The 25,456-nt window shown below is 75.0% G+C and carries 25 protein-coding genes and 1 riboswitch; of the genes, 13 read left to right on the top strand and 12 right to left on the bottom strand.

What is annotated here, in order from left to right; translation table 11 throughout:
- Nucleotides 1-96 precede the first annotated feature (96 nt).
- Complete coding sequence (locus Q6350_RS00855) at nucleotides 97-1,020, top strand: SURF1 family protein (RefSeq protein ID WP_304602489.1); 924 nt, start codon at nucleotides 97-99, stop codon at nucleotides 1,018-1,020.
- 149 nt (nucleotides 1,021-1,169) lie between these two features.
- A complete protein-coding gene (locus Q6350_RS00850) occupies nucleotides 1,170-1,850 on the top strand; it encodes a hypothetical protein (RefSeq protein WP_305064725.1) in 681 nt (226 codons plus the stop codon).
- 42 nt (nucleotides 1,851-1,892) lie between these two features.
- On the opposite strand, the gene Q6350_RS00845 is transcribed toward Q6350_RS00850, so the two are convergent.
- Nucleotides 1,893-3,674 (bottom strand): ABC transporter ATP-binding protein, encoded by a 1,782-nt coding sequence (locus Q6350_RS00845; RefSeq protein ID WP_305064723.1) that lies wholly within the window; start codon nucleotides 3,672-3,674, stop codon nucleotides 1,893-1,895.
- Nucleotides 3,671-5,485 (bottom strand): ABC transporter ATP-binding protein, encoded by a 1,815-nt coding sequence (locus Q6350_RS00840; protein WP_305064721.1) that lies wholly within the window; start codon nucleotides 5,483-5,485, stop codon nucleotides 3,671-3,673. The genes Q6350_RS00845 and Q6350_RS00840 overlap by 4 nt, the downstream gene beginning before the upstream one ends.
- A 64-nt stretch (nucleotides 5,486-5,549) precedes the next feature.
- Here Q6350_RS00840 and Q6350_RS00835 point away from each other — a divergent pair, with 64 nt between their 5' ends.
- Together Q6350_RS00835 and Q6350_RS00830 are read left to right on the top strand one after the other, a co-directional pair.
- Entirely contained in the window at nucleotides 5,550-5,945 is a 396-nt protein-coding gene (locus Q6350_RS00835; RefSeq protein ID WP_305064720.1) for a DUF3817 domain-containing protein, read from the top strand.
- Nucleotides 5,942-7,186: a ThiF family adenylyltransferase gene (locus tag Q6350_RS00830; protein WP_305064718.1), complete on the top strand. Its 1,245-nt coding sequence runs from the start codon at nucleotides 5,942-5,944 to the stop codon at nucleotides 7,184-7,186. The genes Q6350_RS00835 and Q6350_RS00830 overlap by 4 nt, the downstream gene beginning before the upstream one ends.
- Nucleotides 7,187-7,195: 9 nt before the next feature.
- Here Q6350_RS00830 and Q6350_RS00825 read toward each other — a convergent pair whose 3' ends face one another.
- The 3 genes from Q6350_RS00825 to thiO all read right to left on the bottom strand — a co-directional run bounded on the left by Q6350_RS00825 (nucleotide 7,196) and on the right by thiO (nucleotide 9,540).
- Nucleotides 7,196-8,017, bottom strand: a complete 822-nt coding sequence (locus Q6350_RS00825; protein WP_304602484.1) for a thiazole synthase — start codon at nucleotides 8,015-8,017, stop codon at nucleotides 7,196-7,198.
- A gap of 9 nt (nucleotides 8,018-8,026) precedes the next feature.
- Complete coding sequence (thiS, locus tag Q6350_RS00820) at nucleotides 8,027-8,287, bottom strand: sulfur carrier protein ThiS (RefSeq protein ID WP_305064716.1); 261 nt, start codon at nucleotides 8,285-8,287, stop codon at nucleotides 8,027-8,029.
- Complete coding sequence (gene thiO, locus Q6350_RS00815) at nucleotides 8,284-9,540, bottom strand: glycine oxidase ThiO (protein ID WP_304606795.1); 1,257 nt, start codon at nucleotides 9,538-9,540, stop codon at nucleotides 8,284-8,286. The genes thiS and thiO overlap by 4 nt, the downstream gene beginning before the upstream one ends.
- A riboswitch (TPP riboswitch) is annotated at nucleotides 9,529-9,631 on the bottom strand. It overlaps the preceding gene by 12 nt.
- A gap of 33 nt (nucleotides 9,632-9,664) precedes the next feature.
- On the opposite strand from thiO, the gene thiE reads away from it, so the two are divergent.
- The 4 genes from thiE (at nucleotide 9,665) to Q6350_RS00795 (ending at nucleotide 13,260) form a co-directional block, all read left to right on the top strand.
- Nucleotides 9,665-10,312, top strand: a complete 648-nt coding sequence (thiE, locus tag Q6350_RS00810) for a thiamine phosphate synthase (protein ID WP_304602481.1) — start codon at nucleotides 9,665-9,667, stop codon at nucleotides 10,310-10,312.
- Between the two features lie 49 nt (nucleotides 10,313-10,361).
- Complete coding sequence (gene guaA / locus Q6350_RS00805; RefSeq protein WP_305064714.1) at nucleotides 10,362-11,966, top strand: glutamine-hydrolyzing GMP synthase; 1,605 nt, start codon at nucleotides 10,362-10,364, stop codon at nucleotides 11,964-11,966.
- The gene (locus tag Q6350_RS00800; protein ID WP_304602479.1) at nucleotides 11,963-12,652 is read left to right on the top strand and encodes a trimeric intracellular cation channel family protein; all 690 of its coding nucleotides are present in this window, start codon (nucleotides 11,963-11,965) and stop codon (nucleotides 12,650-12,652) included. The genes guaA and Q6350_RS00800 overlap by 4 nt, the downstream gene beginning before the upstream one ends.
- Nucleotides 12,653-12,774: 122 nt before the next feature.
- Nucleotides 12,775-13,260, top strand: coding sequence for an aromatic ring-opening dioxygenase LigA (locus Q6350_RS00795; RefSeq protein WP_305064711.1), 486 nt, complete (start codon nucleotides 12,775-12,777; stop codon nucleotides 13,258-13,260).
- A 78-nt stretch (nucleotides 13,261-13,338) separates the two neighbouring features.
- Here the strand turns inward: Q6350_RS00795 and Q6350_RS00790 are convergent, their stop codons facing one another.
- Complete coding sequence (locus Q6350_RS00790) at nucleotides 13,339-13,767, bottom strand: hypothetical protein (RefSeq protein WP_304606797.1); 429 nt, start codon at nucleotides 13,765-13,767, stop codon at nucleotides 13,339-13,341.
- A complete protein-coding gene (locus Q6350_RS00785) occupies nucleotides 13,764-15,152 on the bottom strand; it encodes a PspC domain-containing protein (protein ID WP_305064709.1) in 1,389 nt (462 codons plus the stop codon). The genes Q6350_RS00790 and Q6350_RS00785 overlap by 4 nt, the downstream gene beginning before the upstream one ends.
- Before the next feature lie 124 nt (nucleotides 15,153-15,276).
- Here Q6350_RS00785 and Q6350_RS00780 point away from each other — a divergent pair, with 124 nt between their 5' ends.
- On the top strand, nucleotides 15,277-16,575 hold the full coding sequence (locus Q6350_RS00780) for an ATP-binding protein (RefSeq protein ID WP_304602476.1): 1,299 nt from the start codon (nucleotides 15,277-15,279) through the stop codon (nucleotides 16,573-16,575).
- A gap of 41 nt (nucleotides 16,576-16,616) precedes the next feature.
- A complete protein-coding gene (locus Q6350_RS00775; protein WP_216077385.1) occupies nucleotides 16,617-17,231 on the top strand; it encodes a response regulator transcription factor in 615 nt (204 codons plus the stop codon).
- A 17-nt stretch (nucleotides 17,232-17,248) separates the two neighbouring features.
- Here Q6350_RS00775 and Q6350_RS00770 read toward each other — a convergent pair whose 3' ends face one another.
- From Q6350_RS00770 to Q6350_RS00755, 4 genes are read right to left on the bottom strand one after another with little or no spacing between them, the layout of a single operon-like run.
- The gene (locus Q6350_RS00770; protein WP_305064707.1) at nucleotides 17,249-17,956 is read right to left on the bottom strand and encodes a sirohydrochlorin chelatase; all 708 of its coding nucleotides are present in this window, start codon (nucleotides 17,954-17,956) and stop codon (nucleotides 17,249-17,251) included.
- A 56-nt stretch (nucleotides 17,957-18,012) separates the two neighbouring features.
- Entirely contained in the window at nucleotides 18,013-19,314 is a 1,302-nt protein-coding gene (cobA, locus tag Q6350_RS00765) for a uroporphyrinogen-III C-methyltransferase (RefSeq protein ID WP_305064705.1), read from the bottom strand.
- Nucleotides 19,315-19,333: 19 nt separating this feature from the next.
- Nucleotides 19,334-20,212, bottom strand: coding sequence for a phosphoadenylyl-sulfate reductase (locus Q6350_RS00760; protein WP_305064703.1), 879 nt, complete (start codon nucleotides 20,210-20,212; stop codon nucleotides 19,334-19,336).
- A complete protein-coding gene (locus Q6350_RS00755) occupies nucleotides 20,209-21,930 on the bottom strand; it encodes a nitrite/sulfite reductase (protein WP_305064701.1) in 1,722 nt (573 codons plus the stop codon). The genes Q6350_RS00760 and Q6350_RS00755 overlap by 4 nt, the downstream gene beginning before the upstream one ends.
- A 362-nt stretch (nucleotides 21,931-22,292) precedes the next feature.
- Between Q6350_RS00755 and Q6350_RS00750 the strand changes: the two genes are divergently transcribed.
- Genes Q6350_RS00750 through Q6350_RS00740 form a run of 3 tightly spaced genes read left to right on the top strand, consistent with a single transcriptional unit; the run spans nucleotide 22,293 to nucleotide 23,677 of the window.
- Complete coding sequence (locus Q6350_RS00750) at nucleotides 22,293-22,664, top strand: hypothetical protein (protein WP_304602472.1); 372 nt, start codon at nucleotides 22,293-22,295, stop codon at nucleotides 22,662-22,664.
- A gap of 37 nt (nucleotides 22,665-22,701) precedes the next feature.
- The gene (locus tag Q6350_RS00745; protein ID WP_304602471.1) at nucleotides 22,702-23,184 is read left to right on the top strand and encodes a DUF456 domain-containing protein; all 483 of its coding nucleotides are present in this window, start codon (nucleotides 22,702-22,704) and stop codon (nucleotides 23,182-23,184) included.
- A gap of 34 nt (nucleotides 23,185-23,218) precedes the next feature.
- A complete protein-coding gene (locus Q6350_RS00740) occupies nucleotides 23,219-23,677 on the top strand; it encodes a GNAT family N-acetyltransferase (RefSeq protein WP_305064698.1) in 459 nt (152 codons plus the stop codon).
- Nucleotides 23,678-23,697: 20 nt separating this feature from the next.
- Here the strand turns inward: Q6350_RS00740 and Q6350_RS00735 are convergent, their stop codons facing one another.
- Nucleotides 23,698-25,401: a DUF389 domain-containing protein gene (locus tag Q6350_RS00735; protein ID WP_304602469.1), complete on the bottom strand. Its 1,704-nt coding sequence runs from the start codon at nucleotides 25,399-25,401 to the stop codon at nucleotides 23,698-23,700.
- Between the last annotated feature and the right edge of the window lie 55 nt (nucleotides 25,402-25,456).

Here is a 25,456-nt window from a genome sequence, read left to right as displayed (position 1 = left end):
GGCGTGCCTGGTTCCTGCTGCCCGCCGGTGTCCCGGCCCTGTGGTCAGACCATATCGGATTCCCGTCGGTGGCGTCGACGCGGATACCGTGGGGCCGTGTCCGACGCCCCGCCCGCACGACGCTCGTTCTGGGCGGTCGCCCGCCAGCCGCGCATGCTCGTCGTCCTGCTGCTGCTCCTGCTCGCCGCCGCCGTGTGCGGACGCCTCGGCGTCTGGCAGATCGACCGTGCCTACGAGCGGGCGAACCTCGCCGCCCAGCAGGAGGCGGCCGAGCAGGAGGCCTCCGGACCGGCCGAGCTCGGCGAGCTGCTGGCGCCGCAGGAGGCGTTCCCCGGGGAGCTCGTCGGACGCGAGGCCCGGGTCACCGGGACCTACGAGCCGGACGGCCAGATGCTCGTCGCCGGCCGGTCCCTGGACGGCGTCGAGGGGTACCTCGTGCTCACGCCGCTGCGCGTGTCCGACGACGGGACCGGCGGGGCGTCGTGGGCCGAGCTGTCCGGGCCGCCCGTGCTGCCGGTGGTCCGCGGCTGGGTCGACTCGCCGGCCCCGGGGCCCGCGGCCCTCGAGGTGCCCGCCGGTGAGGTCGACGTGACGGGCTGGCTGCAGGCCTCCGAGTCCACTGCGCGCACCGGGACCGTCCCCGACAACCCGGACGGTCCGCCGCTGACGCAGGACATCGCCGCGTCGGCGCTCGCGAACACGTGGGACGGGCCGATCTACTCCGCGTACGCCGTGCTGACGTCGTCCGACCCGGCGCAGCCCGCAGCCGCGTCGGGCGGTCCGGCGCCCCTGCCCCGCCCCGTGCTCGACGGCGGGACCGACGTGAACCTGCAGAACTTCTTCTACGCCCTGCAGTGGTGGGTGTTCGGGCTGTTCGCCGTGGCCCTGTGGGTCCGGCTCGTGCGGGACGAGATGGCCGGCGGGCGTCGAGAACGACGACGGGACCGGCACCCCCGGGAGGGCGGACGGCGGGACGACGACCCGGTCGGCACCGGGATCGCCGGGCTGCCGTCGTCCTGACCCCTTCGTGCAACGAGCGTGCTCACTCGGTACCCGAAAGCTGTGGATGAGGGACTGAAGGCGCACGCACGGCGGCCGTCGGTGTGGGCGCCCTGGTGCTGCACGGCGTCCACGGGGCTCCGACGCGATTCGTCGCGGAGGTCGCTGCGGTGAAGGCGGCTCCGCGCCGCGGTGACGAGAGGGTCCGGGTGCGGCGCGTGCTGGTCCCGTCACCCGAGGAGGTGGACGGCATCCTCGTGGCACCGGTCGTCGACTCCCTGGCGCTCGCCGTGCCGGCCCTGACCCGTCTCGAAGCCGTCGCCATGATCGACTCGGCACGACACCAGGGACTGGTCGACGACGCCGGGGTGCGGCGCGCACGCACCCTGGCGACCGGTCGGCGCGGGGCTCGTCGCAGCCACGCGTGGTGGGCGCTCTCCGACGCGCGGGCCGAGTCGCCGGCCGAGTCGTGGGCCCGGATCACCTGCGGAGACGCCGGGGTGCCGCCGGACGCCGTCCAGCTCCGCGTCGTGCGCGCCGACGGCAGGGTCGTGGCGCGCGTCGACCTCGCGTGGATCCTGCCCGACGGCGGCGTGCTGCTCGCGGAGATCGGCGGACGGGACGTCCACTCGACGCCCGGAGCCCTGCTGGCCGACCGGCGACGGCAGAACCGGATCGACGCGCGGTGTACCGTCGTCCGGCGCTTCACCGGAGCCGAGGCGCGCGACGGGACGGCGGCCCGGGAGCTCGCCCGTGAGCTCGACGGGGCGGGGTGGGTGCCGACCCCCGTGCCGCCGGGACACTCCTCCTGCATCGAGCGTGCTGGATTGGTCCCGGACTCCTGGCGATGAGGGGCGAAGCCGGCACGCTCGATGCCTCAGGGGGGCGGGGCGTCACCCGTGCTGCCAGGACCTCCACAGGTTCGCGTACTCGCCGTCGGCCTCCACGAGCTCCTCGTGCGGGCCGATCTCGGTGATCCGACCACCGTCGACCACGGCCACCCGGTCGGCGTCGTGCGCGGTGTGCAGCCGGTGCGCGATCGCCACCACCGTCCGCCCGCTGAGCACGGCGTTCAGGGAGCGCTCCAGGTGCCGGGCAGCCCGGGGGTCGAGCAACGACGTCGCCTCGTCGAGCACGAGCGTGTGCGGGTCGAGCAGCACCAGCCGGGCCAGCGCCACCTGCTGCGCCTGTGCCGGCGAGAGCGGGTGCCCGCCGGAGCCGACCTCCGTCTCGAGCCCGTCCGGCAGCGCCGCGGCCCACTCCCGGGCGTCGACGGCCCCCAGCGCCTCCCAGAGCTCCACCTCCGACGCCGTGGTGTCGGCCAGCCGCAGGTTCTCGGCCAGGGTCCCGACGAACACGTGGTGCTCCTGGGTCACCAGGGCGACCTGGCCCCGCAGGTCCTCCAGGGGCAGGTCCACCAGCGGGACGCCGCCGACGGTCACCGACCCACCGGTCGGCGGGTGGATCCCCGCGAGCATCCGGCCCAGAGTCGACTTGCCCGCACCCGACGGACCGACGACGGCGAGCCGCTCACCCGGCCGCAGGTCCACGGACACCCCGTGCAGGACGTCCTGCCCCTCCCGGTAGGCGTAGCGGACCTCGTGGGCCCGCACCTCGTCCGACGTCGGCACCTCACCGGAGGTGATCCGGTCCGGTCCCACGAGCCCGACGCCGACCACGCGGGCCAGCGCCACGGCGGCGACCTGCAGCTCGTCGAGCCAGAACACCAGGTCGAAGACCGGTCCGCCCATCTGGTGCGCGTAGAAGGCGATGGTCGCCACGGCACCGATGGTGGTCAGGTCCTGCGAGACCAGCCAGGCGCCCCAGACGATCGCGGCGACGGGGGCGACCGCCACCGCGGTGTCGAGGGCGGGGATCAGCCGCTGGCGCAGCCCGAGGGTGTAGCTCTCGGCGGCGAAGGCCTCCGACAGGTTCCGGCGCAGCCGACGGCGCATCCGGGATCCGAGCCAGAGGGCGTCCGCGGTGCGTGCCCCTTCGACGGCCTCGGTGATCGTGCCGTTGACGGTCGCGTACGCGGCCGACTCGCGCAGGTAGCCCGGTGTCGCCCGGCGCAGGTACCAGCGGACGGCGACCACGATGACCGGCACGCCGACCAGCAGGCCGAGGGCGACCAGCGGGTCGGTGAGGAAGGCCGCCACCAGCGTCAGCCCGATCGTCACGACGCACACCAGCACCCGCGGCACGCCGAAGCGGACCGCGTGCTGCAGCTTGTTGACGTCGTTGGTGGTACGGGCGACGAGGTCGCCGGTCCCCGCCTTCTCGACGATCGACAGGGGCAGTCGCGTGGCCGTGGTCATGAACTGCTCGCGCAGCTCGGCGAACACCTGCTCGCCGAACACCATGGAGAGGCGTTGCGCGAACCGCGTCACGACGGCCTGCACGACGACGGCGCCCACCAGGATCAGTGCGATCCGGTCGACCCGCGCCACGGTGGTGCCGGTGGTGACCTCGTCGATGAACCGGCCCATGAGGAACGGCCCGGTCAGCCCCGCCACCGCGGCGAGGGCGTGCAGCGTCGCGATGCCGGCGAGCTCGCCGCGGTGGCTGCGGAACAGCCGGCCCACGGTGCGGCGGACCGCGTGCCGGTCGGCGATCGGCAGCCGGTTCGAGGACTCCGTCGGCAAGGACGGCGGTGCGGACGTGGTCGGGCTCATCGGGTGGCTCCTTCCAGGGCGGGTCCGGCCCCGCCGGCGGCCGGTGCCTCGGCATCCGCCGCGGCGTCCGGTGCGGGTTCGGCCATGGACCGCCCGACGACGGCGCGGTACCGGACGCCGTGCTCGTCGGGGCGGCCGAGCAGCTCGGCGTGCGTCCCGCGGGCGACGACGCGGCCGTCCACGGACAGCAGGACGGCCTCGTCGACGTGGTCGAGGACCAGCGGGCTGGCGGTGACGACCAGTGTGGTCCGTCCACGCCGGACCTCGGCGACGCGTTCCGCGATCCGTGCCTCGGTGTGCGCGTCCACGGCGCTGGTCGGCTCGACGAGCACGAGGATCTCGGGGTCGGTGAGCAGGGCACGGGCCAGCGCGACGCGCTGACGCTGGCCGCCGGACAGCGACCGGCCCTTCTCCGGCAGCTCCCCGCTGAGACCACCGGGGACGGAGTCGAGCACGTCCTGGGCGTCCGCGGCCAGGATCGCGGCCGTCAGCTCGGCCTCGCTCGCCCGGCCACGGGCGTCGAGCTCCTCACCGAGGATCCCGGAGAAGAGGTGCGGCGTCGCCTCGGAGACGACCACACGGTGGCGCAGCGTCTCCTTGTCGAGCTCGGCGAGCGGCACGCCGCCGAGCGTGACGGGTGTGACGGCCTCGGCGTCGTCGTCGAACCGGCCCAGCCGTGTGGCCACGGCGGCCGACACGTCGGGGTCGGCGCACACCAGCGCCTGCACCCGCCCCGCGGGGACCACGAGTCCCGAGGCGCGGTCGACCAGCTCGCTGCCCGACGGCGGCGCCTCCGTGGGAGCGGCGGACGGGGGTGTCGCCTCGGTGATCCGCAGCACCCCGAGGATCTTGCGCGCGGAGACCACCGCGTTGGTGGACGCCTGCAGCATCTGCGTGGCCATCTGCACCGGCCAGGCGAGGAACGCGGTGTACCCGTAGAAGGTCACGAGCTCGCCGGCGCTCAGGTCGCCGCGCACGACGGCACGGGCACCCAGCCACAGGACGAGCGCGCCGAGCAGCCCGGGCAGCAGCACCTGCAGACCGTCGAGCACGGACTGGACGCCGGCGACCCGTACGCCACGGCGTCGCACCTCCTGCGACTGGCGTGCGTAGCGTGCGGAGAAGACGTCCTCGCCACCGATGCCGCGCAGGATCCGCAGGCCGGACACGGTGTCGGCGCCGAGCGCGGTGAGCCGGCCCACCGACTCGCGATGGTCCTGCTGGCGACGCTGCAACGGGCGGACCAGCAGCGCGAGCGCGGCGGCCACGAGCGGTATCCCCAGAGCCACCACGAGGCCGAGCACCACGTCCTGGGAGACGAGGTAGCCGGCTGCGGCGACGTACGCGAGCACGCCGCCGACGAACCGGCCGGACATGGCGAACATGTCGCCGGCTCGCAGGGCGTCGTTCGCGACGGCCGCCACGACCTCACCGGTGGGCAGCTTCTGCGTGACGGCGTGGCCGGCGCGGGTCGCCTTCTCCCCGACGAGGGTGGTGAACGAGAAGGAGGCCCGCAGCCAGTTCTCCACGTCGAAGGTGTGGCTGAGGACGCCGGCGACGACGATCGCGGCACCCGACACGAGCATCAGGCCGCACCACAGGAGCAGCTCGGTCCCGAACCCCGCGGCCAGACCCGAGTCGACCGCGCGGCCGAGCAGGAGGGGTGCGGCGGCGGCGGCGAGCAGGGAGACGCTGCCCGCCGAGACCGCCCTGACGATCACGGAGCGCTGACGCCACGCCTGCCAGCCCAGCAGGCGGGCGGGCGAGGACAGCGGCGGGGAGCCCGGGTCGGGCAGGGGGAGCGGGAGCACGGTCGTCAGAGTAGGGCGGGCCGGACCCGTCGGGCACCGGAATTTCCCCGCCTATCCTGGTGAGGTGAGCACCGAGCAGAACATCCCGACGGCCACCACCGACCAGGCGGCGACCGCCATCCGCAAGGCACGCGGCGCCCTGACCCGCTACCGGGTGCTGGCGATCGTCACCGGCGTCATGCTGCTCGTGCTCTGCGTGGAGATGGTCTTCAAGTACCTGGTCCCGGTCCAGGCCGTCATCGACTACATGGGCTGGGTGCCCTTCGCCCACGGGTGGATCTACGTCGTCTACCTGGTCACGGTGCTCGACCTGTGGGCCAAGATGCGCTGGAGCTTCGGCCGGCTGACCACGATGGTGCTGGCGGGTGTGGTCCCGGTGATGTCGTTCGTGCTGGAGAAGCGGGTGCACGCCGACGCCGACGCCAAGCTCGTGGCGCTCGCCGACCGGTACGGGGTGTGACGGTGCACGCCGACGCCCCGGACCGGACGACCGACCGGCTGGCGCCCCTGGTCGACCCGGCGCCCGGGCTGACCGACGCCGAGCTGGACCGGTACGCACGGCATCTCGCGCTGCCCGGGCTGGGCCTCGACGGGCAGCGGCGGCTCGCGGCCGCCCGGGTGCTCGTGGTCGGTGCCGGTGGGCTCGGCAGCCCGGCCCTGCTGTACCTGGCGGCCGCCGGCGTCGGGGTGATCGGGGTCGTCGACGACGACGTCGTGGACGTCACGAACCTCCAGCGCCAGGTGCTGCACGGCCAGGCGGACCTGGGTCGGCCCAAGACGACGTCGGCGGCCGCGGCGATCGCGGAGGTCAACCCCCACGTCGAGGTGGTCGAGCACCCGGTGCGCCTGGACCCCGGCAACGTCCTGGACGTGCTGGGCGGCTACGACGTCGTGCTCGACGGGGCCGACAACTTCCCGACCCGCTATCTCGTCTCCGACGCCGCCGAGGTCCTCGGGCTCCCCGTGGTGTGGGGGTCGATCGACCGCTTCGACGGCCAGGTCAGCGTCTTCTGGGGCGCCCCGCGGTACACGGCGGCGGACGGCGGGACCACGTCCCGCCGGGGCGTCACCTACCGCGACGTCTTCCCCGACCCGCCGCCGCCCGGCGTCGTCCCCGACTGCGCCACCGGCGGCGTGCTCGGCGCGATGTGCGGCACGGTCGGCTCCGCGATGGCCACCGAGGCCCTCAAGCTGATCACGGGAGTCGGCGACGTCCTGCACGGGCGGCTCGCCGTGCACGACGCCCTGGCCGCGGACTGGCGCTCGCTCGCCGTCCGGCCCGACCCGGCACGCGAACCCGTCACGGCGATGCTGCCGGGTGACGACGCGTACGTGGCCTTCTGCGGGCTGGCGCCGGCCGGGGACCCGGGCCCCGGGTCGACGGAGGTCACCGTCGCCGACGCCCGGGCGCTGCTCGCGGCCGAGCGCCCCGCCGTCCTGGTGGACGTGCGCGAGGAGTGGGAGGCCCGGGCGCGCCCCGTGGCCGGCGCCCGGCTCGTGCCCAGCGGGACGTTCCTCGGCACCACTGCGGGAGCCCCGGACGCGGCGGCCCGGTCCGCGCTCGACACCCTGCCCACCGACCGGCCGGTGCTGCTCGTGTGCGCGGCCGGGCCGCGGTCGACCAAGGTCGCCCGGGTGGCCCGGGCGGCGGGCCTCGACGCGCGGTCCGTCGTCGGCGGCGTCCCCGCGCTGCTCGGCTGAGCGCCCCGCCTACAGGGCGAGGTCGAGCCGCCCCTCGGGCGGCGAGCTGGCGAGCGCACCCTCGCGCCGCGGGATGCGGCCGGCCCCGGCCGCGAGCCGCCCCGCCTCGGTGGCCAGCCGCATCGCGCGGGCCATGCGCACGGGGTCCTCGGCCCGCGTGACCGCGGTGGCGAGCAGCACCCCGGAGCAGCCGAGCTCCATCGCCAGCGCGGCGTCGGACGCCGTCCCGATCCCCGCGTCCAGGATCACCGGGACGCGGGCGGCCTCCGCGATCGCCGCGATGTTGCGCGGGTTGAGGATCCCGAGCCCGGAGCCGATCGGTGCGCCGAGCGGCATCACCGCCGCGCAGCCGACGTCCTCGAGGCGCCGGGCGAGGATCGGGTCGTCGTTCGTGTAGGGCAGCACGACGAACCCGTCGCGGACGAGCTCGTCGGCGGCCTCGACCAGGCCCACCGGGTCGGGCAGCAGCGTGACGTCGTCGGCGATCACCTCGAGCTTGACCCAGTCCGTGCCGCACGCCTCACGGGCGAGCCGGGCGGTGAGCACCGCCTCGCGCACGGAGAAGCACCCGGCCGTGTTCGGCAGGGCGCGGATGCCGAGGCGTTCCAGCAGCCCCCAGATCCCCGCGTCCCGGGTCGCCTCGCCGCCGGCCCGCGGGGCCACGCGGCGCATCGCCACCGTGGTCAGCCCCGTGCCGGAGGCGACCAGGGCCTCCTCCAGCGTGAGCAGGTTGGCGGCGCCCCCGGTGCCCATCACCAGCGGGGAGGCGATCTCGGTCCCCGCGACGACGAGCGGTGCGGTGCCGTGGGCGGTCGGGTCGGTCGTGGTCATGGTTCCTCCTCAGCCGCCCTGGACGGCGGTGACGATCTCGACGCGGTCGCCGGCGCGCACCGCGGTGGACTCCCAGGCGCCGCGCGGCACGACGATGTCGTCCACGGCGACGGCCACGCCGCGGACCTCCCCGTCGGTGACGTGCCCGGGAGCCAGGCGCGCCACCAGCGCGGTGAGCGGCACCGTGCCGGTCGGCCCGAGGTCGTAGGGAGCGCCGTTCACCAGGGCCCGGCTGCGGGCGGGGGCGGTGTGCCGGTCGGTGCTGGTCATCGGGGTCCTCCGTCGGTGCGGCGGGTGTCGGGGTCGGGCGGCGGGAACCGGCGCGGGTCCGACGCCCGGAGGGCGGCGAGCAGGGTCGGCGGGTCGGCGCGGGTGACGTCGACGTCGAACCACGAACCCGTCAGGCCCGCCACGACGATCTCGGCCGTGAGGGGGGCGAGCAGGATGCCGTTGCGGTGATGGCCGGTGGCCAGGTGGAGACCGGGCACGTGGGTCGGACCGACCAGCGGCAGGTTGTCCGGCGTCGCCGGCCGGGCCCGGGGCGTGACCTCGACGAGCGCCGCCTCGTCGATCGCCGGCAGGAGAACGCGGGCGTCCCGCAGCAGCGCGAACACCCCGCCGGCGGTGGCGCGGCGGTCGTCGGGGTTCTCCTCCGTCGTGGCCCCGACCACGATCTCGCAGTGCCCGGCCCACGGCCCCTCGGTCGCCGGTGTCCGGCCCACGACGTAGACGGGCCGGCCCTGGACGAGGCCGCGCACGACGTGCCGCGGCGTCAGGTCCGGGTCGGCCTGGAGCCGCAGGGTCTGGCCCTTGACGGGGCGGACCGGGACCGTGACGTCAGGCAGGTCCGCCAGGAGCGGCGCGGACGCCCAGCCGGCGGCCACGACGGTCGAGCCGGCGCGGTGCACCCGGCCCGCGTCGTCGAGCGCGCCGACGACGCGTCCGTCGTGCCGCACGAGCCGGACCGCGGCCCGCGGGACGACCGCGCCGTGCCCGTCGGCGATCGCCCGCTGCAGGGCGGCGTGCACGGCGCGGGGGTCGACGGCGTGGTCGCCCGGGACCCAGGCGGCACCGCTGAGCCGCGGTCCGAGCAGCGGTTCGTGCCGGCGCGCCTCGGCGATGGTCAGCACCCGCGAGCTCACCGCGTGCCGGGCCTGCAGCGCGAGGAGCCGTCGCAGCAGCGCGGCGTCGGTGTCGTCGTAGGCGAGGGTGAGCGTGCCGGACTCCCGCAGCCCGACCCCGGTGCCGGCGGCGGCCTCCAGGTCGGCGGCGAACGTCAACCAGCGGCCGGCGGCGGCCAGGTGCAGGGCCAGCGCGGCGTCCTCGGTGAACTCGGCCTCGGTGGCCGGGGCGAGCATGCCCGCTGCCGCCCGGGTCGCCCCGTCGCCCGCGTCGGGGTCCAGGACGGTGACGCTGAGCCCGGCCTCGAGCGCGCGCCACGCCACGGCGAGGCCGATGATGCCGCCGCCCACGACGAGGAGGTCACGCACGCCGTCCGGCGGCGTGGACAGGGGTCGGTCCACGGTGCTCCCTTCGCTGGCATGATCCAGATCAGGTTCGACGGTCGGCGCCCGGCGCCCTCTCAGCCTCCGCGAGGCTCCCGTGCTGCGCCCACCCTACTCCCGCCGGTCCCTAGACTCGGCCCCGATGGAGACCTCCGACCTGCGCGCACGCCTCGCCGACGCCCGCCTCTACCTGTGCACCGACGCCCGCGAGGAGCGCGGCGACCTGGAGGAGTTCCTGCACGCCGCGCTGCGGGGCGGCGTGGACGTCGTCCAGCTCCGCGACAAGACCCTCGACGTCGCCCGCGAGCTCGAGCTGCAGGCGCTGGTGGCGCGGGTCGCGACCGAACACGGCGCGCTGTGGGCGGTCAACGACCGGGCGGACGTGGCCGGGCTCACCGGTGCACCCGTGGTGCACATGGGGCAGGGGGACCTCCCGGTGCCGGCGGTGCGGACCCTGCTCGGCCCGGCCCCGGTCCTGGGCCGGTCCACCCACTCGGCCGCGCAGGCGGCCGCGGCGGAGGCCGACGGGGACGTCGACTACTTCTGCGTGGGCCCCCTCTGGGCGACGCCCACCAAGCCGGGCCGGACCGCCGTCGGCATCGACCTGCTGCGCGAGGTGGCCCGCACCGCGCCGACCACGCCCTGGTTCGCCATCGGGGGGATCGACGCCGACCGGCTCGACGCGGTCCTCGACGCCGGGGCGCGACGGGTCGTCGTCGTCCGCGCGATCACGGAGTCCGCGGACCCCGAGCGGGCCGCGCGGACCCTGCGGCAGCGGCTCGGGGCCTGAGGCCGGCGAGCACCCCGGACCGGCGCGCGACGGCGGATAGGATGAGGCGGTGACGTCTCCCGCCACCGCTCCCGACAGCACGCCCCGACCCGTCCTCGTGGTCGACTTCGGCGCCCAGTACGCCCAGCTCATCGCCCGCCGCGTGCGCGAGGCGAACGTCTACTCCGAGATCGTCCCGCACACGTGGACGCCGGAGCAGATGCTCGCCCGCGACCCCGCGGCGATCATCCTCTCGGGCGGTCCGTCCTCCGTCTACGCCACCGGCGCGCCCTTCGTGGACGCCGCGCTCTTCGACGCCGGCGTGCCCGTGCTGGGCATCTGCTACGGCTTCCAGGCGATGGCGCAGGCTCTGGGTGGCAAGGTCGCCCAGACCGGGACCCGCGAGTACGGCGGCACCGAGGTCGAGGTGTGCTCGGCCGGCGTGCTGCTGGCGGACACCCCGACGACCCAGACCACCTGGATGAGCCACGGCGACTCCGTGCACGCCGCACCGGAGGGGTTCGAGGTGCTGGCGACGTCGTCCGGGTCGCCGGTGGCGGCCTTCGAGGACCGCGGCCGTCGACTGTACGGCGTCCAGTGGCACCCGGAGGTCAAGCACTCCGCCCACGGGCAGACGGTGCTGGAGCACTTCCTCTACGAGGGTGCCGGCCTGCGGCCCGACTGGACGCCGGACAACGTCATCGCCGACCAGGTCGCCGCGATCCGCGCGCAGGTCGGGGACGCCCGTGTGGTCTGCGGGCTGTCCGGCGGCGTCGACTCCTCGGTCGCCGCGGCGCTCGTGCAGCGCGCGGTGGGGGACCAGCTGACCTGCGTGTTCGTCGACCACGGTCTGCTGCGCGAGGGTGAGGTGGAGCAGGTCGAGCGCGACTTCGTCGCCGCCACCGGCGTCAACCTGGTGGTCCGCGACGAGCGCAAGCGGTTCCTGGACGCCCTCGAGGGGCACAGCGACCCGGAGACGAAGCGCAAGATCATCGGCCGCGAGTTCATCCGCGTCTTCGAGGACGCCGCCCGCGACATCGTCGCCGAGGGGCACGAGCACGCCGTGCACGGCGAGGGCTCCGAGGTGAAGTTCCTGGTCCAGGGCACCCTGTACCCGGACGTCGTGGAGTCCGGCGGCGGCGAGGGCGCGGCGAACATCAAGAGCCACCACAACGTCGGCGGCCTGCCCGACGACCTGCAGTTCGAGCTGGTCGAGCCGCTGCGCACCCTGTTCAAGGACGAGGTGCGGGCCGTCGGCCGCGAGCTGGGCGTGCCGGAGCCGATCGTCGCCCGTCAGCCCTTCCCGGGCCCCGGACTGGGTATCCGGATCATCGGCGAGGTCACGGCCGAGCGGCTCGAGATCCTGCGCCGCGCGGACGCCATCGCCCGCGAGGAGCTGACGAAAGCCGGCCTCGACGCGGAGATCTGGCAGTGCCCGGTCGTGCTGCTGGCCGACGTGCGGTCGGTGGGCGTCCAGGGCGACGGCCGCACCTACGGCCACCCCGTCGTGCTGCGTCCCGTCTCCAGCGAGGACGCGATGACGGCGGACTGGACCCGGATGCCCTACGACGTGCTCTCGGTCATCTCCACCCGCATCACCAACGAGGTCAGCGAGGTGAACCGGGTCGTGCTCGACGTCACGAGCAAGCCCCCGGGCACCATCGAGTGGGAGTGACCGGGGAGCTCGCCGCGGCGCTGGCGACGGAGCCGGACGCCGTCACCACGACCCTCGGCGTCGTGCAGCGGGTGCTGGAGTACCTCGGCACGGTCGCGTTCGCGATCTCCGGGGCCTTCGCCGCCGGGCGCAAGCGCATGGACCTGGTCGGCGTCGTCGTCCTCGGCAGCGCCGTGGCCATCGGCGGCGGGACGCTGCGCGACCTGCTCATCGGCCGGACGCCGGTGTTCTGGGTGACCGAGCCGACGTTCCTGCTGGTCGGCGTGGTCGCGTCGCTCCTGGTGGTGCCGCTGGCGCGCACGCGCACCCTCGACCTGCTGCGCCGGCTGCAGATCATCGAGATCTCCGACGCGGCCGGCATGGCGCTGTTCGTCGTCATCGGCACGAACGTCGCGCTGTCCGCCGGGGCGAACGAGGTCTCGGCGGCAGTCGTCGGGGTGATGGCCGGGGTCGGCGGGGGCGTGATCCGCGACGTGCTGGCGAACGAGGTGCCGGAGGTGCTGAGCAACGCGCAGTTCTACGCCACGGCGGCGCTGCTCGGGGCGGCGGTCCAGCTCGGCCTGCGTCAGCTGGGGGCCGATCCGGCGATCGTGTTCTGGGTGCCGCTGGTGCTCATCCTCACGGTGCGTCTGCTCGCCGTCCGGCTCGGCTGGGGCATGCCGACGTTCTCGGTACCGGGTGAATGACGCCGGATTCCTGCTCTGACCTTCGGGTTCGTCGTGACGGGGCAGGTCGGGAGCGGTAAGTTGGCGGCCAGGGGCGTCAACTACCGGTCAACAACCGCAGAAGCGCTACGAGAGGCAGACTCATGTCCAGCTCTGTAACCGTCCAATCCGCCAAGGGTGTCCGCGGGATCGGCGTCTTCACCATCGTCGCCGGCATCCTGATGATCATCGCCGGTGCCGTCGTCTGGTTCGTGGTCTCGTCCACGCTGTCCGACGAGCAGATCACGGTCTCCGACGACGCCAGCATGATGGCCGGCCAGGAGGTCGCCGGGCCCTTCACCGCCTACGCGCAGGCCGACGTCATCAACCAGCACGCGCTGGAGGCCTCGGAGGGCATGACGTACGCCGAGCTCGACCGCGAGGACCCGCGTCGTGACACGGTCATGAACGCCTCGTTCCTGCGGGCCTCGCTGTTCACCTCGGTGGTCTCGTTCGGCGTCTCCGCCCTGGTGATCGGCCTGGGCGTGATGTTCGTGCTCATCGGCTTCGCCCTCGTCCGGCTCGGGGGCCCGAAGGTCGCCGCGGCGGCCGCTCCGCCGGGCGGGCCCGCGCCGGCCAGGACCGCCTGAGTCGCAGCTCCCGGACCAGCACGGACGTCGGGGCGAGCACACCACTGCCGGTGTGCTCGCCCCGACGTGCGTGCGGGGTCAGCGACCGGTGCGTCGGCGCCGCCGGGCGGCCCCGACGACGGAGCCCACCACGAGGAGCAGGCCGGCGGTGCCGAGCACGAGGATGGCGGCCAGCTCGGCGTCGATGCTCGCCCCGGCGGTGCGGGCGAGCAGGCCGACCGCGACGGCCACCACGACGATGCCCCAGACGACGGTGCCGGTCCGCGGTCGGGCGCGCCCCGGGGCCGACACGTCCGGGTCGGGGCCGGGAGCAGTCGCGCTCGTGGCGGCGTCGGCGGTCGTGGACGTCGACTCCTGCGGGACGTCCCCGCGGGAGCCCGCGGTGTCCGCGGGGGAGCCCGCGGCGTCCCCGGCGGTGCTCGCGGCCTCCCGGGGGATCTCCACGGTCGGGTGGTCGGGAGAGGGCTCGGGCTCGGCGCCCGGTGTGCGGTACGGGTCGGTGCTCATCGGTCCTCCTGGATGACGATCTCTCCGGCGCGGGCGTCGACGTCGAGCAGCAGCACGGGCCCTCCCGCCTCGCTGGCCTCGTCGCTGGTGTAGGTGGTGGGGCCGCCGCTGAACCCGTCGACGGTGCGGTACTCGCCGTCCACGTCCCAGACGAACCTCCCGGCGCTGACGTCGACGGAGGCCACCACGGCCGCGTCGGCGGGGATCTCCACGACCGTGCGCCCGGCGGTCATCTCGATCGGGACCTCGACGGGCGACCCCGGCTCGACGTCGGTGAGGTCGAGCTCGGTGAGGTCCACCCACGCCTCGCCGAACTGGACCCGCACGCCCTCCTCGGCGGCCGCCACGGACCGCGGTGTGACCATGCCGGAGCTGACGGTGGTGCCCGACGAGGTCGTGACACCGCGCCCGTCGTCCCAGGGCCACTCGTCCCACCAGGTGTGCCGGTCGGCGAACGGCCACGTCACCAGGGTCGCGACGAGGCCGAGCACGGCGAAGGCGGTGAGCCACCCGCCGCGGCGTCCGCGCAGGCCGGTGACCACGAGGGCGGCGCCGACGATCGCGACCGTGGTCCCGAGCCACAGGCCCCACACCGGCATCGTCAGTCCCAGCACGATGTCGGCGGCCAGCAGCGCCGCTCCGGCCAGCAGCGCGAGGCCGACCACGACGCCGATCGTCCCGCCGCCCGCGGCGCGGACGGCCGGGGTGGTCGGCGCCGGCGTCCGGGGAGCCGGCGCGGCGGGCGGTGCCGAGGCGTAGGTCACCCGCGGCGCGGGTTCGAACGGGGCGGCCGACGGCCCCGGGGGGGCCTCGGCCGGTGCCGCCGGTGCCGCCGGTGCCGCCGGTGCCGCCGGCGCGGCGGGCGGCGCTGCCCCGCCCTGCTGCCGGGAGCGGACGAGCTTGACGATCAGCCAGACCACGGCCACCCAGAACCCGATCCAGAACAGGACCGCGATCCACTCGGGGAACCCGTCCCACCAGGGCCAGATCCCGCCGCCCCAGCCGATGCCCGCGACGATCGTCAGGCCGGCGCCGAGGACCGCCACGTCGAACCTCCCGCGGATCGCCTCCTGCAGGTGGATCCGGCCGTCGGACGCCTCGGGGAGCAGCAGCCAGGCGGCGCCGTACAGCACCAGGCCCGCACCGGTGACGAAGAAGCTGAGGATCAGCAGGCCCCGCACCAGCAGCGGGTCGAGGCCGAACCGGTGGGCGACTCCGGCGGCGACGCCGCCGACCCAGCGGTCCTCGGCACGGGTGACACCCGTGCGGCGCAACGAGTCGAAGAAGCCGTCGCCGGCAGGACGTGGCGGTGGGGGCGGGGTCCCGGGACCGGTGTCGCCGGGGCCGGGGCCGCCGCTCGGTGGCGGGGTGTCGTTCGTGGTCATGTCCTCATCGTGCTCCGCGCGCGTGCCGGAAGGCATCGGGGGACGCCCTGAACCGACCCTGATTCCGGCGGTCACGACCCCGGATCCGGGGCGCGGCGGCACCCTGACGTGCCACGATCAGGGGGTGACGTCCCCGATCCCCACCCGGCTGCCGCTGCGCCGGCCCCGCCAGGGCCGGTGGGTCGGCGGCGTGTGCGCCGGGCTCGCGGCGCACCTCGACGTGCCGGTCGGGCTGGTCCGGCTGGCCCTGGTCCTGCTGACCCTCGCCGGCGGGATGGGACTCGCGGTGTACGTCTTCTGGTGGGTCACGGTGCCGGCCGGCGACCCTCAGGACACGGCCGTCGCCGCGCGGCCCGCCGCCGCCGCCCGACTGGCCCCCCGGCTGCGCCGCGCGGGCACCGTGCAGGCGATGTCCCGCCGCGACGTGATGATCGGTGTCGGCCTGCTCGTCGGCGCCCTGGTCCTGGTCGCCGTGCGTGCCGGCTGGGACCTCCCCTCGGCCTGGTTGCCGCTGCTCATCGTGGGCGGGGGCGCCGCCCTGGCCTGGAGCCAGCTGGACGCCGTGCAGCGCGCGCGGGCCGGGGAGGCCCCGGCCTCACGGTCCGGGATGCTGCTGCGCCTGGCGGGGGGCCTGGTCCTCGTGACCGCGGGCGTGCTGCTGCTGTTCGTCCAGGGCACCCCGCCGGGAGAGCTGCTCACGGTCACGCTCGCCTCCCTGGCGGTGCTCGTCGGCGTGGCGCTGGTGCTCGCCCCGTGGTGGCTCCGGCTGGTGCGGGAGCTGGGGGACGAGCGGGCGGCGCGCGCCCGCGAGGCCGAGCGGGCCGACATCGCCGCCCACCTGCACGACTCGGTGCTGCAGACGCTGTCCCTCATCCGGGCCCGCGCGACGGATCCCGAGGAGGTGGCCCGGATGGCCCGCGCGCAGGAGCGCGAGCTGCGCGAGTGGCTGTACGACGACCGACCCGCGGAGGGCACGTCGCTCGCGGCCGAGCTGCGCGCCCTGGTGGGCGAGGTCGAGGACGGCCGCGCGGCCGAGATCGAGACGGTCGCCGTCGGCGACTGCCCGCCGACCGAGGCGACCACCGCGCTGCTGCAGGCCACCCGCGAGGCGTTGGTCAACGCCGCCGTGCACGGTGCCGCGCCGGTGACCGTCTACCTCGAGGTGACCGACACCGCGGTCGAGGTGTTCGTGCGGGACCGCGGCGACGGCTTCGACGTCGACGACGTCGCGCCGGACCGGTTCGGCGTGCGCGAGTCCATCCTGGGTCGGGTGCGGCGGCGTGGCGGCACCGCCGAGGTGACCAGCCGCCCCGGCTGGGGCACCGAGGTGCACCTGCTGGTGCCTCGGTCGGCCGACGTCCGCACCGCACCGTCCGCCGACTCGGCGTCGTCCGCCCCCGAGACCGAAGGAGTCCGCCCGTGACCGACACCCCGGTGCCCGTCGTGCTCGTCGACGACCACCACATGTTCCGTACCGGCGTGCGGGCCAGCCTGGACGAACGGGTCAGGGTCGTCGGGGAGGCCGCCGACGTCGAGGAGGCGGTGGCCGTCGTGCACGAGCACCGGCCGCCGGTGGTGCTCCTCGACGTCCACCTGCCCGGCGGCGACGGCGGTGGCGGGGCCGAGGTGGTGCGTCGTTGCACCGACCTGCTCACCGGGACGCGGTTCCTGGCGCTGTCGGTGTCCGACGCCGCGGAGGACGTGGTCGCGGTGATCCGGGCGGGGGCGCGCGGCTACGTCACGAAGAACATCTCGGCGTCCGACCTGTCCGCCGCGGTCGTCCGTGTCGCCGGCGGGGACGCGGTGTTCTCCCCGCGGCTGGCCGGTTTCGTGCTCGACGCGTTCGGCACCTCGGCGGGCGACGTCGCGGTGGCCGACGACGAGCTCGACCGCCTCTCCCGGCGCGAGCAGCAGGTGATGCGGCTCATCGCCCGCGGCTACACCTACCGGGAGGTCGCCTCGGACCTGTTCATCTCGGTCAAGACCGTCGAGACGCACGTGTCGGCGGTGCTGCGCAAGCTGCAGCTGTCCAACCGCAACGAGCTGACCCGGTGGGCGGCCGCGCGGCGTCTGCTCTGACGGTCGTCGCGGTCGGCTCAGCGGGCGGCCCGGTAGCGGTCGACGACGATCTCGACGAGCTCCTCGGGAGCGGGGCCCTCCGGCAGCAGCAGCGGGGCGGAGGTCGTGTCGCCGCCGGCCCGCTCCGCCAGGGTCTGGAAGTAGCCGGGGGCGATGAGGTAGCTCGCCGTGGCCACCCGCGCCCCCGGGTGCTCCTCGCGCACGGCCGCGACGACGTCCCGCAGGGTCGGCGTGGCGTTGGCGAGGTAGCCGACACGGACCGGGTGCCCGGTGCGTGCGGCGAGCAGCTCGCCGGTGCGTTCGCAGTCGGCCACGGCCCGCGCGTCGGAAGACCCCGCCGCGGCCAGCACGACGACGTCGCCCGCGGCCAGCCCCGCGTCCGCCAGCCGACGCTCCAGGAGGTCCACCAGCCGGTCGTCCGGCCCGAGGGCCCCGGCGAGCGCGACCTGCTGCCCGGCGGAGACGGCGCCCTCGACGTCCTCGCACAGGTCGACGTGCACGTGGAACCCGGCGGACAGCAGGAGCGGGACGAGCACGGTGGAGGTCTCGCGCAGCGCGGCCAGGCAGGTGGGCACGTCGGGCTCCTGGACGTCGACGAACCCGGCCCGGACCGGCACCGTGCCGGCGAGCCGGTCCGTGACGGCGTCGACCAGCCCGGCGACGGCGGCCGCTCCGGTCGCGGAGGACGTGCCGTGGGAGATCGCGAGGAGAGTCGGGACGGTCATGACGGGCACGCTACGCGACGGATCGTGCGGTCCGGTGTCGGCCGTGTCACACCGTGTCACGAGGGGCTCACACCCTCGGTCGCGGCGGTGTGAGCCGCCCAGGCGGGTGACAGCCGCACGACGTCACCGATCACCGTGACCGCGGGCGGCTGCACGTCGGCCGCGGCGGCCCGGGCGGCGATGTCGGCCAGGGTGCCCAACGTGGCGCGCTGACGGGGTCCGTACCCGTCCTCGACCACCGCGACGGGGGTGTCGGCCGGGCGGCCGGCGGCGATCAGCGCCGTGGCCGTCGCGGCGAGGCGGGTGACGCCCATCAGCAGGACCAGCGTGTGCTCCGGCCCGCCGGGCACGGCGTCGAGCGCCTCGTGCGCGGTGAGGACGCTGAACCCGGCCGCCACCCCACGGTGCGTGACCGGGATCCCGACGGCGGCCGGCACGGACACCGCCGACGTCACGCCGGGCACCACCTCGACGTCGAGACCCGCGGCCCGGCAGGCCGTCAGCTCCTCGCCGCCCCGGCCGAAGACGTACGGATCCCCGCCCTTGAGCCGCACGACGTCGCGTCCGGCGCGCGCGTGCTCGACGAGGAGCTCGTTGATGCGCTCCTGCGGCACGGGATGGTTGCCGGCGGTCTTGCCCACGTCGATGACCTCGACGTCGTCCGCGAGCGCCGTCAGGACGCCCCGGGGGGCGAGACGGTCCACGACGACCACGTCGGCGCTCGCCAGGAGACGTCGCCCGCGTCCGGTGAGCAGTCCGGGGTCGCCCGGCCCGCCGCCGACGAGAGCGACGCGTCCGGTGCGGCCGCCGTCGGACCCGTCTCCCCGGACCTCGCGGACGCGACGCAGGGGCAGCTCGCCGGAGGTCAGCGCCGCCGCGACGGCGTCGCGCAGCCGGGCCGCGCGCCGGGGGTCACGACCGGCGTGCACGGACACGACGACGTCCGCCGCGGAGGGGTCCGGCCCGGTGTCGTCCGACGCCCGGGCATCCGCCGCGGGCAGGCAGGTGGAGGCGGGGACCCAGGCCGTGGCGGCGTCCGCGTCGGCCGCCACGACGCAGAAGGTCTGCGTCCGCTCGGCCTCGGCGGCCACCGCGCGGTCGACGGCGGGCACGCCGGTGGCGGTGTGCACGAGCCAGGCGCCGTCGAGGTCGCCCGCGCGGTACGCACGAGCGGTGTGCTCGATCGTGCCGGCGGCGGCCGCGTCGGCCAGCTCGTCGACCACGACCGGGGACACGACGCGCACGCGCGCGCCGGCGTCCAGCAGGCCGCGGGTACGACGCGCGGCGACGGGCCCGCCGCCGACCACGACGACGAGCCGGTCCCGCACGCGCAGACCCAGGGGGTAGATGTCGTTCACAGGGTGTTCCTCGTCGGTCTCAGATGTGCAGGCCGCACTCGGACTTGTCCGCCCCCGCCCAGCGGCCGGCCCGGGCGTCCTCGCCGGGAGCGACGCGCCGGGTGCACGGTTCGCAGCCGATCGACGGGTAGCCGTCCTGCAGCAGCGGGTTGACCGTCAGTCCGTGCCGCAGGGCGTAGCCCACCAGCTCGTCGTCGCTCCACGCCGCGATCGGGTTGATCTTGACCAGGTTGTTGGACGCGTCCCACGCGACGAGCTCGGCCCTGGCGCGGGATCCGGAGTCCGCCCGGCGCACACCCGTGGCCCAGGCCTCGTAGCCCGCGAGCACGCGGCGCATCGGCTCGACCTTGCGCATGCGGCAGCAGGCCTCCGGGTCGCGGGCGAACAGGTCGGGGCCGTAGGCGTCGTCCTGCTCCGTGACGCTGAGCAGCGGGCGCACGTCCACGACGGTGACGTCGAGGGAGTGCGCGACGGCGTCCCGCGTGCCGAGCGTCTCGGCGAAGTGGTAGCCGGTCTCGCCGAACAGCACGTCCACCCAGGGGAGCTGGGCGCTGACGAGGGCGGCCAGGACCGAGTCGGTCATGGACGAGGCCACGGCGAGGGAGTCGCCGAACTCCGCCACCGCCCAGGCGACGACCTCCTCGGCCGAGGCCTCGTCCGCCGACCCGGGCCCGGACCCGCCGAGCTCCCGACGGCCGCGCTCCGCGATCTGCGACAGCTCGACGTCGGAGCGCCGTCGGCGCTCGCGGCCGTCCACCCGGGCGTTGCGGCGGGCGCGCGACATCTCCCGCTCGGCGGACCGACGCCGTGCGGCTGCGGCGGCCCCGGCCAGCGAGGACGTGCCGGATCGCGTCGCGGCGGTGGGGCCGACGCCGAGACCGACCTGGACCGCCGTCACTGCAGCACCGCCTCGTCGGCGCGATGGGCCCACTCGGCGAACGACTCGCCGTCGGTGCGGTCTGCCGCGTAGCGGCGGACGACGCGTTCGACGTAGTCCGCGATCTCGGTGGCGGGGACCTTGAGCCCGCGCACCGTGCGCCCGAGCCCCCCGGCGTCGTGGCCCTGACCGGCGAGGCTGCCGCCCAGGTGGACCTGGAAGCCCGGCATCTGCTCGCCGTCGACGGTGATGATCTGGCCCTTGAGCCCGATGTCCGCCGTCTGGATGCGGGCGCAGGAGTTGGGGCAGCCGTTGACGTTCAGCGAGATCGGGCGGTCCAGCTGCTCGGCCTGCTCGTCCAGCCGCTGCTCCAGCTCGGCGATGACCCGTGCCGCGGTGTCCTTGGTGTCCACGATGGCGAGCTTGCAGAACTCGATGCCCGTGCACGCCATCGTGTTGCGTCGGAACAGGGAGGGCCGCGCGGTCAGGCCCAGCGGTTCCAGACCGTCGACCAGCTCGTCGACGCGGTCGGCGGGCACCCCCAGCACGACGACCTTCTGGTGGGCGGTGAGCCGGGCGGAGCGGGCCCCCACCGACTCGAGCAGGTCGGCGAGGCCGGTCAGGGTCCCGCCGCCCACGCGGCCCACGACCGGTGCCGCCCCGACGTAGAGGTCCCCGTCCTTCTGCTCGTGGACCCCGACGTGGTCGCCGGGCCTGGTCGCCGGCGCCGGGGGAGGACCGTCGGGCAGGGCGTACCCGAGGTACTCGGTCTCGAGGACCTCGCGGAACTTCTCCGGGCCCCAGTCCTTGAGCAGGAACTTCAGCCGGGCCTTGTTGCGCAGCCGGCGGTAGCCGTAGTCACGGAAGATCCGGATCACGCCGTGCCAGACGTCGGGAGCCTGGTCCGCCGTGACGAACACGCCGAGGCGCTCGCCCAGGCGCGGGGCGGTGGACAGGCCCCCGCCGACCCACAGGTCGAAGCCGGCACCCCGCTCGGGGTGCTCCACCCCGACCAGCGAGATGTCGTTGATCTCGTGCACGACGTCGAGGCTGGGGTGGCCGGAGATGGCGGTCTTGAACTTGCGGGGCAGGTTCGCGAGGGCGGGGTCGCCGATGAAGCGGCGCTTGATCTCGTCGATGACCGGCGTGGCGTCGATGATCTCGTCGGAGGCGATGCCGGCGACGGGGCTGCCGAGGAAGGCGCGGGGCGAGTCGCCGCAGGCGGTCGTGGTCTCGAGACCGACGGTGTCGAGGCGGCGCCAGATCTCCGGCATGCTCTCGATCTCGATCCAGTGGTACTGGATGTTCTGCCGGTCGGTGACGTCCGCGGTGCCGCGGCCGAACTCGTCCGAGATGCCGCCGAGCACGCGCAGGGCGTCCGGGGTCAGCTCCGCGCCGTCGGTCCGCACGCGCAGCATGAAGTAGCGGTCCTCGAGCTCGTGCGGCTCGAGCGTGGCGGTGCGGCCGCCGTCGATGCCGGGCTTGCGCTGGGTGTAGAGGCCCCACCAGCGGAACCGGCCGTGCAGGTCGTCGTCGGCGATGGAGTCGAAGCCCTCGTGGGCGTACGTCGACTCGATGCGCTCCCGCACCTCGAGCGGCGGCCCCTCCTGCTTGAACTCCTCGTTGTGGTTCAGCGGCGTGGTGCCGTCGATCTTCCACTGGCCGTTCGGCTTCGGTGTCCGGGCGGGGCGTGCCGGGCGGCCGGCGGCGTCCTGCGGCGTGGTGGTCTGCGTCGTCATCGGGGGAGAGTCCTCGGGTCCTCGGGGTGGGACGCGCGCGACGACGGGACTCAGCGGGGGTGGGTGAGGACCGACGGCGCGCGCCGGTGCTCAGGTCCGCGGTGCGGAGGTGCTGAGAGGGGCGCGATCAGCGACAGCAGCACTGACAGCTGCACATGCACAGGTGCAGCGGGCACGCCGACGTGGCACGACGGTTCGTCGTGCGCGTCCGGGGCGTGGCCGTGGTCATGGCGACGAATGTAACCCGAGGCGGTCGGCCCGCGAAAGCAGCGGTCCGCATCATGGGACGTGCGCGCCTCACGTGAGGCGTCCCACGGCTGCGGTGGTCCGGGCGCCACCGTCCCGTCGCTAGGCTGGCCCCCATGGAGTTCCTCTACAACATCTTCACGGTGCTGCACTTCGTCGGGTGGGCCATCGTCCTGGGTGGCTACCTCGCCTCGCTGCGCACCCCGGGCCTGTACCGCGGTGTGTTCCACGGCGCCGCGACCGCCCTGGTGGCAGGCATCCTCATGGTGGGCGTCGCCGAGGTCGGCGGTCTGTGGGACGACGGCGGCCCCTCCATGGCGAAGATCGGCGTGAAGCTCGCGGTCGCCCTGGTCATCACGGTGCTCGCCTTCGTCGCCAAGCGGCAGGGCCGCAAGGGGGACAACGGCACGGGTGCCGTCACCCCCGGCCTCAAGCACACGATCGGCGCCCTGACGCTGGTCAACATCGTCGTCGCCGTCTTCTGGTGACCCACCTTCCTCCCGCCGCACCCTCCGGGGGCGGCGCGTGAGCGTGCTCGGCGAGGTCCTCGTCGGCCTCGCGATCGCCGTCGGCCTCGTCGGCATCGTCGTCCAGGTGCTGCCGGGCAACGCCCTGGTCGGCGGCGCCCTGCTGCTGTGGGCCTGGGCCACGGGCGGGACGACGGCGTGGGTGGTCTTCGCCGTCGCCGCCCTGCTGATCGTCGCGGCCGAGACGGGCAACTGGCTCGTGGCCGGCCGGCACATGCGGCGTGCCGAGGTGCCGTGGTTCACGCTCGCCGTCGGGGGCATCGCGGGGATCGTCGGGTTCTTCCTGGTGCCCGTGGTCGGGCTCTTCCTGTTCTTCACCCTCGCGGTGATGCTCGTCGAGCTCGTGCGGCGCCGCGACCGAGCGGCCGCCTGGCAGGCGACCGTCGCCGCGCTCCAGGCGACCGCGATCACCATCGGCATCCAGCTCCTCGGCGGGCTGCTGGCGACCGGCGTCTGGATCGTCGGGCTCGTCCTCACCTGAGCCGCGGGACGCACGGGCGTGTGACGATGACGCCGTGGAGATCCTCACCCGTCGACTCGACGACCTCGGCCCCCGGACCGTCTTCGACCTGTGCCGGTTGCGGCAGGACGTCTTCGTCGTCGAGCAGGCGTGCGCCTACCCGGACCTCGACGACCGCGACCTCGAGCCCGCGACGCGGCACGTCCTGCTGCTCGACGCGGGGCGGCTCGTGGGGACCGCCCGCGTGCTCGACGACGGCGGCGAGCAGCGCGTCGGACGCGTCGTCTGCCACCCGGACGTCCGCGGGACCGGTGCCTCCGGCGTGCTCATGCGCGCTGCCGTCGAGGCCGCCACGGCGGCCGCGCCGGGGCAGGACGTCGTGCTCGGCGCCCAGTCCCCGCTGGTCGGCTGGTACGCCACCTTCGGGTTCGTGCCGGACGGCCCCGAGTACCTCGAGGACGGGATCCCGCACACCTCGATGCGGCGGGTCGGGGCGGGCGCCTCGGCGAGCTAGCGGGGTGCGACCAGCCGGCGTCAGCCGAGGTCGATGTTCAGCCGTGAGGGCGACGGCGAGGGCGACACGGCCGGGACGCTCTCGATCTCGACCGGCGTGACGGCCACGTCGACGGCGTAGGAGCCGTCGAGCTGCTCGTCCAGCGCGGTCCGCAGGTCGGCGAGCTCGGGCAGGTCGTCCGCGGCACCGGCCAGGTCGACCTGGACGGTGCCGTCGGAGACCGAGACGGAGGTCAGGGTGAGCCGCGAGGAGTCGGGCAACCAGTCGTCGACGACCCCCTGGGCCGTGCGTTGCTGGGACGACGTCTCGAGCAGGCCGTCCGTGGTCAGCAGCAGCGGCAGCAGGATCACCAGCGCCGCGGTGACGAACGGTGCCATCGTGAGCAGGATCTTGCGGCCGCCGCGCCGCAGCTGACGCGGGTCGGCCACCCCGGTGAGGACGAACACCACGGCCGCCGCCAGCACGATCGAGACGAAGTTGGTGCCGAACAGCAGCAGGGCACCGCCCGCGTCACCCAGGCGGCCGTCGCTGAGCGCCACGCCGACCACGGACAGCGGCGGGACCAGGGCCACGGCGATGGCGACACCGCCGAGGGAGGCGGCGACCCGCCGGTCGACCGTGGCGAAGGCGCCCGCGGCCCCGGCGGCGATCGCGACGAGCATGTCGAGCAGGGTCGGTTCCACGCGGGAGGTGATCTGGCTGTTCGTGTCGAACGGCACCACGATCGGCACCCAGGCGGCGATGACGAAGGCGAGGAGGATCGCCACCGCCGTCCCGGCCAGGATCAGGGCCAGGGAGCGCACGGCACGGAACGCCCAGCCGCTGACCAGGGCGGCCGCGAGCCCCAGGATGGGCGTCATGAGCGGGGCGACGAGCATCGCCCCGATGACCACCGCCGTCGAGTCCTGCAGGACGGCGAGGGTGGCGATGCACACGCTGAGCACGAGCATCGTCCACCAGGCGATCTGCTTGGCGGCCATCTCGGGACGTTCGAGGTAGAGCTGGTCGGCGATCTGCACCCGCCGCGTCGTCCCGACGTCCACGTGCTCGACCCAGGTCCAGATGATCTCGGTGAACGAGGGGTACAGCCCGTCGGGCGCCGGGAGCCGGCCGGCGGCGACGCGGTACCCGTAGGCGAGGGTGATCGAGCCCCCGAGGACGGCGACGACGCCGACCATCGCCGCGATCCAGTCGACGTACGCGCCGGGGACGGCGAGGATCAGCACGGACAGGGCGAGCCCGACGCCGCCGGCGGCGAATCGCGGGGCCCGCTTGTCGCGGGACCTGCTGAACGCGGCCAGCAGCAGCGTGAGCACGCTGCGGAAGAGCAGGTAGATCGCTCCGAGCAGGATGGTGGCGGCCAGCGCGGCGCGGGCCGACAGCAGGAAGACCAGCGCGAGCAGGACGGAGGCGAGACCGCGGACGGCGGACGTCATCCGGACCGTCGCGCGGACCTGCCGGCGCCGCACGGTCGTCCACAGGTCGTTCGCGCCCGAGACCAGCAGGCCGATGCCGACGACCGCCTCCGTCAGCTCGTGGGACAGGGCCGGCACCAGCACCAGCACCAGGCCGACGGCCAGCGCGATGGCCCCACCCACGGTCGAGGGGTTGACCAGGCGTCTCGGGTGGGCCAGCAGCTCCTGGAGGCTCAGGACGGGTGGAGCGCCGGCGGTCGTCCCGGTGCTCTCGGTGCTCTCGGTGCCGCCTCGTGCGGGGCTCTCCATGCGGAGACGATAGCGAGGGTAGGACCGCCCGGCGCGGCGTCGGGTGTCGGCCGCA

Origin of the sequence: Isoptericola sp. b515 (assembly GCF_030588125.1) — a bacterium.
GTDB lineage: Bacteria > Actinomycetota > Actinomycetes > Actinomycetales > Cellulomonadaceae > Isoptericola > Isoptericola sediminis.
Note: the sequence above shows the minus strand (reverse complement) of the source record. Positions and strands in the feature narration are given on the sequence as shown.